General features: G+C 61.1%; 10 protein-coding genes. 6 read left to right on the top strand and 4 right to left on the bottom strand.

Features of this window, described 5'->3' with window-relative positions; genetic code table 11:
- Positions 1-33: 33 nt before the first annotated feature.
- The gene (locus tag J5274_RS09785) at positions 34-624 is read left to right on the top strand and encodes an NUDIX hydrolase (RefSeq protein ID WP_142829931.1); all 591 of its coding nucleotides are present in this window, start codon (positions 34-36) and stop codon (positions 622-624) included.
- Between the two features lie 14 nt (positions 625-638).
- Here J5274_RS09785 and J5274_RS09780 read toward each other — a convergent pair whose 3' ends face one another.
- Entirely contained in the window at positions 639-2,006 is a 1,368-nt protein-coding gene (locus tag J5274_RS09780) for an aspartate aminotransferase family protein (RefSeq protein ID WP_142829810.1), read from the bottom strand.
- A gap of 80 nt (positions 2,007-2,086) precedes the next feature.
- On the opposite strand from J5274_RS09780, the gene J5274_RS09775 reads away from it, so the two are divergent.
- Positions 2,087-3,439, top strand: a complete 1,353-nt coding sequence (locus J5274_RS09775) for a glutamine synthetase family protein (protein WP_224128046.1) — start codon at positions 2,087-2,089, stop codon at positions 3,437-3,439.
- Between the two features lie 9 nt (positions 3,440-3,448).
- On the opposite strand, the gene J5274_RS09770 is transcribed toward J5274_RS09775, so the two are convergent.
- On the bottom strand, positions 3,449-4,396 hold the full coding sequence (locus tag J5274_RS09770) for a diacylglycerol kinase family protein (RefSeq protein WP_219274579.1): 948 nt from the start codon (positions 4,394-4,396) through the stop codon (positions 3,449-3,451).
- Between the two features lie 338 nt (positions 4,397-4,734).
- Between J5274_RS09770 and J5274_RS09765 the strand changes: the two genes are divergently transcribed.
- The 3 genes from J5274_RS09765 (at position 4,735) to mgtE (ending at position 8,824) form a co-directional block, all read left to right on the top strand.
- The gene (locus J5274_RS09765) at positions 4,735-5,937 is read left to right on the top strand and encodes an MFS transporter (protein WP_224128086.1); all 1,203 of its coding nucleotides are present in this window, start codon (positions 4,735-4,737) and stop codon (positions 5,935-5,937) included.
- Between the two features lie 130 nt (positions 5,938-6,067).
- Positions 6,068-7,081, top strand: a complete 1,014-nt coding sequence (locus J5274_RS09760) for a zinc-binding alcohol dehydrogenase family protein (RefSeq protein ID WP_142829817.1) — start codon at positions 6,068-6,070, stop codon at positions 7,079-7,081.
- Positions 7,082-7,450: 369 nt separating this feature from the next.
- Positions 7,451-8,824, top strand: coding sequence for a magnesium transporter (gene mgtE / locus J5274_RS09755; RefSeq protein ID WP_142829819.1), 1,374 nt, complete (start codon positions 7,451-7,453; stop codon positions 8,822-8,824).
- A gap of 64 nt (positions 8,825-8,888) precedes the next feature.
- Here the strand turns inward: mgtE and J5274_RS09750 are convergent, their stop codons facing one another.
- Together J5274_RS09750 and J5274_RS09745 are read right to left on the bottom strand one after the other, a co-directional pair.
- Positions 8,889-9,419 carry a GNAT family N-acetyltransferase gene (locus tag J5274_RS09750; RefSeq protein ID WP_142829821.1) on the bottom strand — a complete coding sequence of 177 codons (531 nt, stop codon included), beginning with the start codon at positions 9,417-9,419 and terminating at the stop codon, positions 8,889-8,891.
- 11 nt (positions 9,420-9,430) lie between these two features.
- Positions 9,431-11,095, bottom strand: coding sequence for an electron transfer flavoprotein-ubiquinone oxidoreductase (locus J5274_RS09745; protein ID WP_142829823.1), 1,665 nt, complete (start codon positions 11,093-11,095; stop codon positions 9,431-9,433).
- Positions 11,096-11,347: 252 nt separating this feature from the next.
- Here J5274_RS09745 and J5274_RS09740 point away from each other — a divergent pair, with 252 nt between their 5' ends.
- Entirely contained in the window at positions 11,348-12,136 is a 789-nt protein-coding gene (locus J5274_RS09740; RefSeq protein ID WP_142829824.1) for an SDR family oxidoreductase, read from the top strand.
- The last annotated feature ends 360 nt before the right edge of the window (positions 12,137-12,496 follow it).

The raw sequence follows: 12,496 nt of genomic DNA, 5'->3' as shown, positions 1-12,496 counted from the left end.
GGCTATCCGTTCTTCAAAACTCGGAGGCAAGCCATGGCTGCAAGCGATCAGACCCAGCCCGCGCCTATCAATCTTGCTCCGTGGGAAATCAAGAGGTCGAGCTACCCGCTGCGCGATCGCTGGCTGACGGTCAGGGCCGACGATTGCGTCACATCCGAAGGCGTTGAAATCGCTCCCTATTATGTCCTCGAGTATAGCGACTGGGTTCAGGTCGTGGCGATCGATACCGAGGACAATATTCTTTTGCTCAGACAATATCGTCATGCCTTAGGCCGTATCTCGCTGGAATTGCCTGGCGGTGCTATTGATGCTAAAGATGGCAGCCCGGTGCAGGCGGCGCAGCGTGAACTGCGGGAGGAAACCGGATTTTCGGCGGCGGAGTGGCTGCCGGTGGCGTCTTTGTCCCCGAACCCGGCAACCCATACCAATCTTTGCCATATCGTTCTGGCGCTCGGAATTGAATGCAACGCGCTTCCGGATGACAATCCGACAGAGCGGACCGAGATTGTTCGAGTGCCTATTCGCGAAGCCATCAGGATGATGCTGGCTGGAGAGATGATCCAGGCCATTCATGTCGCAGCCTTGACCCTTGCTCTGAACAAGGCAGGGAAATGGATCGTCTGACTTGGATGGTCGGTTTAGGCGGTGGTTCCCGCCCAGACCGCGTCCAGCGCCAGACGTGCAATGCGGACCATCGTGTCGACCTCCTCGCGGCTGATGATCAGGGAGGGCGAGGCTAGCATGCGGTCGGCGGTGGCGCGCAGGACTAGGCCGTTGGCCAGCGCGTGATTGCGAACCATGGCGCCGACGGCATCCGGCTTGTCGAAGCGGCGGCGCGTAGTCTTATCGGCGGCAAGCTGCAGGGCGCCCATCAAGCCGACGCTGACGGCTTCACCGACCATGGGGTGATCGGCAAGGTTGCTCCATTCTGCAGCGAAATAGGGTCCGATGTCATTGCGCACGCGCTCGACGAGATGCTCGTCCTCGATGATGCGCAGGTTTTCGAGTGCGGCGGCCGCGCATACCGGATGGCCGGAATAGGTGAAGCCGTGGTTGAATTCGCCGACGTCGTTGATCAGCACATCGGCAACACGGTCTCCGACCAGCACGCCGCCAATTGGCAGATAGCCTGATGAAAGGCCCTTGGCGATGGGTGCAAGGTCCGGCGTGAAACCGTAGTGCTGGAAGCCGAACCATTCGCCAAGGCGTCCGAAGCCGCAAATCACCTCGTCTGAAACCAGCAGGATGTTGCGTGCCTTGCAGATGCGGTCGATCTCCGGCCAGTAGGTCGAGGGCGGTATGATGACGCCGCCTGCCCCCTGTATCGGTTCGGCCACGAAGGCGGCAACGTTATCCTCGCCGAGCTCGTCGATCTTCTCCTCAAGCTCGCCTGCCACCTTGAGCCCGAAAGCCTCGGGCGTCAGATCGCCGCCGTCGGCGTACCAATAGGGCTGTCCGATATGGACGATCCCCGGGATCGGCAGGTCGCCTTGCTCATGCATGTATTTCATGCCGCCGAGGCTGGCGCCGGCGACAGTCGAGCCGTGGTAGCCGTTACGGCGCGCGATGACGATCTTCTTGGAAGGTTTGCCGACAGCGCTCCAGTAAACCCGCGCCATGCGAAACCATGTGTCGTTCGCCTCGGAACCGGAGTTGGTGAAGAAGATGTGGTTGAAGTTGGGCCCGGCGTGGGAGCAGACCTTCTCGGCAAGCAGGGTTGCCGGCGTGGTGGTCGTGCCGAAGAACGTATTGTAATAGGGCAGCTCGTTCATCTGCCTTGCGACCGCCTCGGCGATCTCCTTGCGTCCATATCCGATGTTGACGCACCAGAGACCGGCGAATCCATCGAGGTATTTCTTACCGAGGCTGTCGAAGATATGGACGCCCTCGCCGCGCTGGATAATGCGCGTGCCCTCAGTGTTCAGCTTCCCGGTATCGGCGAAGGGATGCAGGTGATGGGCTGCATCGATGGCGGCGAGATTGGACAAGGGTTTCGTCTCCGTCATCGTCTGCAAATCCTTCGGAATTGAAAGGCCGGGCTTGATCGGCTACGACCATGGCCGGGCATTCGAGGATTTTCAAGAGCATGACGGTCGGGACCGCAAAAGACGACACGCTGGACGCTGCGGCTCGCATCGAGGTGCTGACCGTCGACATGAACGGCCGGCTGCGCGGCAAGCAGATCCCGCTTTCGGCTGAAAAAAAGGTCTGGGCCGGCGACGTGCGGCTGCCCCTGTCGACGCAAACCCTGGATATCTGGGGTTACGACAATGATGAGTTGAACGGCTTGTCGATGACGATCGGCGATCCCGACGGAAGCTGCATCGCCGATCCGCGCACCCTGGCACCGATGCCCTGGGCGCCGGCCGGATCCTGCCAGGTGCTGGCGACGATGCATGAGCTGAGTGGCGGTCCGAGCTTCATGGATCCGCGTGCCATCCTTGCTGCCGTTGTCGAGCGCTATCGGCTGATGGGGCTGACGCCGGTGGTCGCGACGGAGCTGGAGTTCTACCTGCTGGCGGCGGATTGGCGCGAGACCGGCATCCCGTCGCCGCCCGCGGCCCTCACCTATCGTGGCGAGCCGGACGGCTTTCAGCTCTACGACATGGATGCCGTCGACGTGCTCGGCGATTATCTCGAGACGCTGCGCGCCTATGCACGGGCACAGGGTCTGCCCGCCGATGCGACGACTGCCGAGTTCGGGCCGGGCCAGTTCGAAGTGAACCTGCTGCACGGGCCCGACGCTCTGGCTGCCGCCGATGACTGTATCGGCCTGAAAAGGATCGCGGCCCAGGCAGCAAGACAGCACGGGCTGAAATCGACCTGCATGGCCAAACCTTATACCGATCATGCAGGCTCCGGACTTCACGTCCATGTCAGCATTCTCGACAAGGATGGCCGCAATATTCTTGACGCCGAGGGAGGCGATCCCGCCAAGCTAAAATCGGTGTGTGCCGGATTGCTGCGGACGATGCAGGAAACGCAACTGGTGTTTGCACCCTTTGCCAATTCCTATCGCCGCTTCCAGCCAGGATCGTTTGCACCGGTCGACATTAACTGGGGCTACGATCACCGCGGCACGGCGCTGCGTATTCCCGAAAAAAACGGTGCAGGCGCTCGCATCGAGCACCGCGTTGCCGGCGCGGATGCCAATCCCTATCTCGCAATTGCCGCCATCCTCGGCGGCATGCTGGGCGGCCTGACGGAAGATCTCGATCCCGGGCCTGAGACCACCGCCCATGCGGCCGCTATCGACGCACCGAAGCTGACCCATGATTTTCTGACAGCCGTTGAGCGGTTTCGCGCCTCGGCCTTCACAAGGGAGATTTTTGGCGAGAGGTACCAGACGCTGTTTGCGGATACGAAGGAAAAGGAAGCCATCCATTTCCTGCGCAGCGTCTCGAATTTCGACTACCGTACATATTTGCCACGCATATAAGAATCTTGCTCAGACAGGTGCGGGCTCGTTGCTCTGCTCGACGGCAACACGGCTCGCCGTTCCATGGGCAACCATTACCTTGAGCTCGCGCGGGTGGAGTTTCAGCTCGACGTCGCGCTCGAGCCGCAACAATTCACCGTCGATCACGCAGTGAGCCCTGGACCTCATTTTCGGATAATGCAGGTGCAGCGACTGCGTGTGCATGACCATGACATCGACATTATCGCGAAACTTGCCGCGCAGCATATCGAAGGCCAGCCGGGTTACGCCCAACGGTTTCATAGGCTTGGCGAGATAGAAGCCAAGCGTTCCGGTCGTCAGCTCGTCGGCGTAGAGCAATGCATTTTGTCCGAACGGGTTGTTCGATACGGACACGGCGGACACGTGACGGCGATCCTTCTTGCCGTCGATATCGAACTCGACATCGAATTCCGGTGGATTGAAGATAACGCCGAGGGCGGCCCGCACGCTGGCAGACATCTTGCCTATGCGCGAGCTGAAAGTGAAGGAATTGCGATAGCGCACCAAGCGCGCGTGCATCCCGGCAGAATACTGGTGGATGAAGGGCCGGCCGTTGGCGCTGCCGATATCGACCGCATCGACCTCGCCATTGGCAATCACGTCGAGCACCTGCCAGATATCCAGCGGCAGCTGAAGTGAGCGGGCAAAGAGGTTCATGGTACCGGCTGGCACAACGCCGAGTGCGATCTTGTTCTTCCAGGCGACGGAGGCGGCCGCCGAAATCGTGCCGTCGCCACCGCCGGCAATGATGCCCTCGATGTCATCGCGCCGCGCCGCCCGTTCCATGGCGGGCACGATTTCCTTTCCCGACACCACCTGACACTCGAAGTCATGGCCGGCGTCGCGGAAAACCTTTTCCGCATGGATACGATAGGCATTCATGTCCGTTGTCCGGAATGTGCCACCGTCTTGGTTGAAAAGTCCGATAAGCTTCATAGAGGATCCCGGTTTCCTCAGTTCGGACAGTCGATATTGGACAGCCCATGCAATTCTCTCGCTAAGATGGCCTGTCGTCGAGCGAAATCAAGACATTCGTGTCACGGCAACGTGAAGAAAGGTGAGCTCCGGTCGTAGACCTACGTATGCACAACCGGCCATGCTGCGGTGCGAAAAACGCAGGGGACGCGGCTATCCTTTTGATTCATAGTAATCTCCAGGCGCATCGCGCCATCCCAATTTTTCCGATCTGTGAGCGGGGCTGGCGCCAAATTTACTGGCGCTGCGAAAAGCCTCCTGCAGCCAGCCTATCTGGAGCTTTCGTGACCGACCTTGTCATCGACAACCTCGATCCGCCATCCGCAGTCGAAGCTCCATCGAGCACGGCCGTCGCGCTTGTCATGCTGGCACTTGCCATGGGCGGTTTTGGCATCGGGACAGGCGAGTTCGTCATCATGGGCTTGCTTCCCAACGTCGCTGATACCTTCCATGTGACGACGCCGGAAGCAGGATATGTCATCAGCGCCTATGCGCTTGGCGTCGTCATCGGCGCGCCGGTGATTGCGGTACTGTCGGCCAAGCTTGCGCGGCGGACATTATTGCTGCTGCTGATGACGGTATTTGCCGCCGGCAACATCATGAGCGCTTTCGCGCCCACCTTTGCCAGCTTCACCCTGCTGCGCTTCCTGACCGGTCTGCCGCATGGAGCCTATTTCGGGGTTGCAGCCCTGGTGGCTGCCTCGATGGTGCCAATCCATCGCCGCGCTCGGGCTGTCGGACGCGTCATGCTCGGGCTCACCATCGCAACGCTGATCGGTACGCCGATCGCCACATTCCTTGGGCAGTTGCTCGACTGGCGGGCCGCATTCATGATGGTTGGCGGCCTCGGCGCCCTGACGGTTCTGCTGATCGCCTTGTTCCTGCCGAAAGACAAGGTTACCGAGGGCGCCAGCGTTTTGCGCGAACTCGGCGCTCTGGTGCGCGTCCAGGTCTGGCTGACGCTCGCCATCGCTGCCGTCGGCTTCGGCGGCATGTTCTCGATCTTCACCTACATTGCCTCGACGACGACGGATGTCGCCCACCTCTCGGTGGGAATGATCCCCGTCGTGCTGGCGCTGTTCGGCATCGGCATGAATGTCGGCAATGTCGTCGGTTCGCGGCTGGCCGATATCTCGCTGAAGGGCACAATCGGCGGCATGCTGGCCTTCAATGTCGTCATCATGACGCTGTTTTCGATGACTGCTGCCGAGCCAGTCATGCTGTGCATCTGCACCTTCCTGATCGGCTGCGGCTTTGCGGCCTGTCCCGCCGTCCAGACCCGGTTGATGGACGTAGCAGCCGATGCCCAGATGCTCGCCGCCGCCTCCAATCATTCCGCCTTCAACGTCGCCAACGCGCTCGGCGCATGGCTGGGCGGCATTGCCATCGCCTGGGGATATACGGCGGCGGCCACCGGCTATGTCGGCGCCATCCTTTCGGTCGGCGGCCTCGTGGTCTTCGGCATATCCGTTGCGCTGGAGCGCAAGGACGGGATCGCCTAGCCTGCCTCCTCCCCGGAAATTCACAGCGCACTTTGACAGCCTCGGTGGCGTCGAACTCGTTCGATGCTTCTTGCGTTGCCAGTGAACGATGCGCATCTAACGTGTCTCGCTACAAACACAGGAGTTCCCCATGCGCGCCGTCGCCTATCAGAATCCACTGCCGATCTCAGCCGAAAGCGCATTGATCGACGTCGACCTGCCGATGCCGGAAGCCAGCGGGCGGGATCTGCTCGTCGATATCAAGGCCGTTTCCGTGAACCCCGTCGATACCAAGGTCCGTGCCGGCGTCACACCCGATGCCGGGCAATACAAGGTTCTCGGATGGGATGCGGCCGGCATCGTCAAGGCGACGGGTGCTGAGGTCACGATGTTCAAGCCGGGAGACGAGGTCTACTACGCCGGAGCCATCGATCGCGGCGGCTCGAATGCCGAATTCCATCTTGTGGACGAGCGCATCGTCGCACTGAAACCGAAAAGTCTCGATTTCGCAGCGGCTGCGGCCCTGCCGCTGACCGCCATCACGGCCTATGAGACACTGTTCGACCGCCTCAAGGTTCAGGACACTGTTCCAGGTGCTTCGCGGACGATATTGATCATCGGCGGCGCCGGCGGCGTCGGCTCGATTGCCATCCAGCTGGCGCGGACGCTGACGGACCTGACCGTCATTGCCACCGCCTCACGGCCGGAAACGCAAAGCTGGGTCCGGGAACTCGGTGCCCACCATGTCATCGACCATTCCAAGCCATTGGCGCCCCAGATCGAGGGACTTGGCCTCGGCGCACCGGCGTTCGTGTTCTCGACGACCAACACCGGAAAGCATCTTGCCGACATCGTCGAGGCGATCGCTCCGCAGGGTCGCTTTGCGCTGATCGACGACCCCAAGACGCTCGATATCATGGCTTTCAAGCGTAAATCGATCTCGGTGCACTGGGAGCTGATGTTCACGCGTTCGCTGTTCAAAACCGCCGACATGATCGAGCAGCACAAGCTTCTCACCGAGGTGGCAGGGCTCGTGGACACAGGCAAGGTTCGCACGACATTGACCGAAACGCTCGGCACCATCAACGCCGCCAACATGAAGAAGGCACACGCGATGCTGGAAAGTGGCACGACGAAGGGCAAGATCGTCCTGGCAGGGTTCTAAAGCTTTCACGGCTTCCTGAGGATCACGAAGACTCACGAAGACATTGGAGCCGGGTCACCACCCGGCTTTACTGCCTCAAATTGCTAAACTGCCCCTCCTCAACCCGCCGATGCAGCTTTTGACGGTCGTGAAAAAAGCGATGCGGCAACGGCTGCAAGCCCCTATCGCGCTTGACTTTTCGGGCATTTGGCGCGATCTCTCGCGGCGTGGACGTCAACGACATCCATGCCGATCAACCGGAGTCATCTTACGATGCCTAGCGACAGTAGCAGTCGATTGCCTATGCCGTCAGCGGCCTTCGTGCACTAACCGACTCCTGTCGGCTCGCCACGATCCGCCGCTGCGGCGGATCGACAGAAAGGCGAGCTCATGAACCTCAACAGCTTACCCGTTCGGGCCGGCCACGCCGCCCTCAATCTCCTTCACGAAACGCGCGGCATCACGACCGCAGAACGCGTCGAGCGGCTGAATGCCCTCGACGTGAAGGAAGCAGCCGCGACACTGGCGACCTTATCGCTGCAGAAGGCGGTGCACGTCCTCAACCAGCCGGAGCTGCACAACGCGGTCGACATCGTGACCGCGATGCCGCCGGAGCATGCGGCAAAGTTGCTCAACGCCACCGCCAACGACCGCGTTGCCGATATTATCCTCGAAATGGACGAGGATGTCCGGGATGCCCTCGTCGCGCGGCTGGACCTTGCCACGCAACAAGCGATCAAGGCCCTGATGGGCTATCCGCCACGCACGGCGGGTGCCATCATGACGACGGAGTATGTGAGCGTGCCGGACGACTGGACAGTCGGCCAGGCGCTGCAACACGTCCGCCAGGTGGAGCGCTCGCGCGAGACCGTCTACGCCATCTACGTGCTCGACAGCCTGACGCATGCGTTGACCCATGTTGTCACGCTGCGGCGGCTGATCAACGGCGAGAACGATGCGTCGATCCTCACGGTCGCGCAGATGGGCGAACCGGTGACGGCATATCCTTTGATGAGACAGGAGGATGTCGCGCGTCTGATCCGCAAGCACAACCTGCTGGCGCTGCCGATCGTCAACGACGAACAGAAGATGCTGGGGATCGTCACCGTCGACGACGTCATCGACACGATGATTGCCGACACCACGGAGGACGCCCAGAAATTCGGCGGCATGGAAGCGCTCGGAAAGCCTTACATGCAGATCAGCTTCACCGGCATGATCCGCAAGCGCGCCGGCTGGCTGGCGGCGCTGTTCCTCGGCGAAATGCTGACGGCAAGCGCCATGCAGCATTTCGAGGGCGAACTGGAAAAGGCGGTCGTGCTGACGCTGTTCATACCGCTGATCATGAGCTCCGGCGGCAATTCCGGGTCGCAGGCGACGTCGCTGATCATCCGGGCGCTGGCGCTCGGTGAACTGAAGCTTTCGGACTGGTGGAGAGTGCTTGTGCGCGAATTGCCGACCGGCGTGACGCTTGGCACAATCCTCGGGCTTGTCGGCTTCATCCGTATCGTTGCCTGGCAGCAACTGGGGTTGTTCGACTACGGACCGCACTGGCAGCTGGTGGGGCTGACGGTGTTCGGAGCGCTGATCGGCATCGTCACCTTTGGCTCGATTTGCGGCTCGATGCTGCCGTTCATCCTGCAGAAGATGCGGCTCGATCCCGCCAGCGCCTCGGCGCCGTTCGTGGCGACGCTGGTCGATGTCACCGGCCTGGTGATCTATTTCACTGTTGCCCTGGCGATCCTCAGCGGCACCTTGCTCTGAGGCCTCTCAGGCGGGCGGCTGCCGCCCGCCAATCATCGGCGGATTGCGCTCGACGTGCAAACCATCAGGCAAAACGCAGGATCATGGCCACACGCCGGTCTGCACCCATGCCGACGGAGACTTCTTTTTCCAGCGCCTTGCGCAGTTCAGGGACAAGGTCGCTGTCGACGATTTCTGAAAATCCCAGCCGGGCATAAAACGGCGCGTTGAAGGGCACGAAGCGATCTGTGGTCAGCGTCACGCCGCGCAGGCGACTGGCGCGGGCGGTTTCGATGGCAGTTGCCATCAGGCGCCGGCCGACGCCCTTGCGTTGCCAGGCACGTGCAACGTCTACCTCCCGGATATAAAGCATTTCGTCGCTTTGCGTGCCGGCGAGGAAGGCTATCGGCTGGTTCTCTTTGTCTGCGGCAACGAACAGCAGATCGTCATCCAGCGATTGCCGCAGCAGGCTTTCCGGCAAGGCATGGGCCTCGCGGCTTCCACCGCGCGCATCGGCGAGCGTCGCGAAGGCATCGAGTTCGATCTCCGTCAGCCGTGGCAACTCCTCAAGCCGGGCCAGCCGGATGATGAAGCTGTCGGCTGGATCTCCCGTCATCCCGGCGCTCCTCACATGTTCGGGTAGACCGGCCCCTCACCACCCTGCGGCGGCACCCAGTTGATGTTCTGGTTTGGGTCCTTGATATCGCAAGTCTTGCAGTGGACGCAGTTCTGGGCGTTGATGACGTAGGTTTCAGCTCCGTCCTTCTCCACCCATTCATAGACACCGGCGGGACAGTAGCGCGTCGAGGGGCCGGCGTAGATGTCGTGTTCGGAGGATTTCTGCAGCGCCATGTCTTTGACCTGCAGGTGGACCGGTTCGTTTTCCTCGTGATTGGTGTTGGACAGGAAAACGGACGACAGGCGGTCGAAGGTCAGTACGCCATCCGGACGCGGATAGTCGATCTTCTTATGCTTTGCCGCAGGTTCCAGCGAGGCGGCATCGGTCTTGCCGTGGCTGACTGTTCCGAAAAATGAGAAGCCGAACAGCGAGTTGGTCCACATGTCGAGGCCACCGAGTGCGACGCCGAGCACCGTGCCGAACTTCGACCATAGCGGCTTGACGTTGCGCACCCGCTTCAGATCCTTGCCGATGTCGCTGCTGCGCCATTCGTTTTCGATCTCGACAACTTCGTCGTTGGCGCGACCGGCGGCAATAGCAGCGGCAATATTGTCGGCCGCCATCATGCCGGACAGCACCGCATTGTGGCTGCCCTTGATGCGCGGAACGTTGACAAAACCGGCCGAGCAGCCGAGCAGCGCACCGCCCGGAAAGGTGAGCTTCGGCACCGACTGCCAGCCGCCTTCTGTGATGGCGCGGGCGCCGTAGGAAAGACGCTTGCCGCCTTCGAACGTGCTGCGGATCGCGGGATGGGTCTTGAAACGCTGGAACTCTTCGAAGGGATAGAGATAGGGGTTCTTGTAGTTGAGGTGGACTACGAAACCGACCGCCACCGTATTGTCCTCGAGATGATAGAGGAAAGAGCCGCCGCCAGTCTTCATGTCGAGCGGCCAGCCGAAGGAATGCTGGACCAGCCCCTGCTTATGGTTCTCGGGTTTCACCTGCCACAGTTCCTTGATGCCAATGCCGAACTTCTGCGGCTGGCGATCCTTGGACAGGTCGAACTTGGCGATCAGTTGCTTCGCCAGCGAACCGCGGACGCCCTCGCCGATCAGCACGTATTTGCCGAGCAACTCCATGCCGCGGGTGAAATTCGGGCCGGGCTCGCCATTCTTCTCGACGCCCATGTCGCCGGTGGCAACGCCGATAACGGCGCCGGCGCTATTATAGAGCACCTCCGTCGCGGCAAAGCCGGGGTAGATCTCGACCCCAAGCCCCTCTGCCTTCTCGGCCAGCCATCGACAGACGAGGCCGAGCGAGACGATGTAATTGCCGTGATTGCTCATCAGCGGCGGCATCAGGAAATTCGGCAGGCGGATGGAGCCGGCAGGGCCAAGCAGCATGAAATGGTCGGCCTTGACTTCCGTCTTGAAGGGGTGCCCCTCCTCTTCACGCCAGCCCGGCAGCAAGCGGTCGATGCCGACAGGATCGACAACCGCTCCGGACAGGATGTGCGCGCCGACCTCGGCGCCTTTTTCCAGCACGACGACGGTGAGGTCCGGATTGACCTGCTTCAGACGGATGGCAGCCGACAGGCCGGCCGGACCGGCGCCGACGATGACGACGTCGAATTCCATGCTTTCGCGTTCCGGCAGTTCCATTGCATCGGTCATTGCGTCGTCTCCACTTGGCCCTGCGCGCGGCCCTGTCCCCGTTTTGCCTTATCTCTTGTCAAAACGGAATGGGATTGTCGAGCCGGGATGCGACGCTGGCTCCCCCAATTCGCACAATCGACCGTGAGCCGAGTTTTCATGCCGTGGCCAAGGGACAGATGGAAAAGACAGCGCATTTTTCTTATGCGCCGCCGGCCGCCGCTCTATATGAAGCGGATCGGCACAGGCCATCGAAAATGAAGGACGACCAAAATGGATCTCGGCATCAAGGGAAAACGCGCACTCATCCTGGCGTCCTCGAAGGGACTTGGACACGGTATCGCCGTGGCGCTGGCGCGCGAAGGCGCTGACGTGCTCCTCTGCGGTCGCAGCGGCGAAAGGCTGGCAGCGAACTGCGCAGCCATCAATGCCGAGGGAAACGGCAAGGCCTTCTGGCTGCAAGCCGATCTCGCCGATCCCGACTTCGTCAAAACACTCACCGAGGGAGTTGCGTCAAAGCTCGGCGGCCTCGACATCCTCGTCAACAACAGCGGCGGCCCTACTCCCGGCACCACCGAAGAGATGACCGCTGAAAATCTCGAGAGCTACTTTATCACCATGGTGGCGCGCGTCATCACCCTCACCAACGCGCTGCTGCCAGCCATGAAGGCGCAGGGCTGGGGCCGCATCCTGACCGTTGCGTCCTCCGGGGTCATCGAGCCGCTGGCTAATCTGGCTCTTTCCAACACGATGCGTCCGGCGCTTGCCGGCTGGAGCAAGACGCTGGCAAGCGAAGTTGCGAGCTATGGAGTGACCTCGAACATGCTGCTGCCGGGCAGCATCGCAACCGACCGTCTCGACGACCTCGACGGCGCAGCGGCAAAGCGTACGGGCCGTCCGATGGAAGATATCCGTGCCGAGAAGCAGGCACGCATCCCGGTCGGGCGCTACGGGCGGGTCGACGAATTCGCGGCGACGGCGGCGTTTCTCTGCAGCGAACCGGCAAGCTATATCACGGGCTCGATGATCCGTTGCGACGGCGGCGCCGCGCGCTCCCTCTGATTGCGGATGCCGAACCCGACATTGATCGCCTGGTTCGGGCTGCTCTCAGTCTTGGCCACGAGTGCGGTAAGTTAGGACTGTTGAGGCGACAACGCGCCTACTGCAATCAGCGGAGGCATGTGAAAGCAATGAGAAATCTTGGGATGTAATTCCGGAGCGATTCAACGCCTTTTGGCATGCCGGGCGGCCCGAAGCTTTCCAAGTGTTAATTTTTCCACGGAAATAACTGTGATAGATTGCCCGCTAATGGTTCGCCAGCCAAGATAAACTGAACGTATTCTAATGGCGCGGTAACGGAAATGTGAAGTGTTACTCCGGCGCTGTCATCTCTGCGTTGGTTTCATTGCACATCTGTAGGCC

Origin of the sequence: Rhizobium sp. L51/94 (assembly GCF_019355555.1) — a bacterium.
Classification (GTDB): domain Bacteria; phylum Pseudomonadota; class Alphaproteobacteria; order Rhizobiales; family Rhizobiaceae; genus Rhizobium; species Rhizobium rhododendri.
Note: the sequence above shows the minus strand (reverse complement) of the source record. Positions and strands in the feature narration are given on the sequence as shown.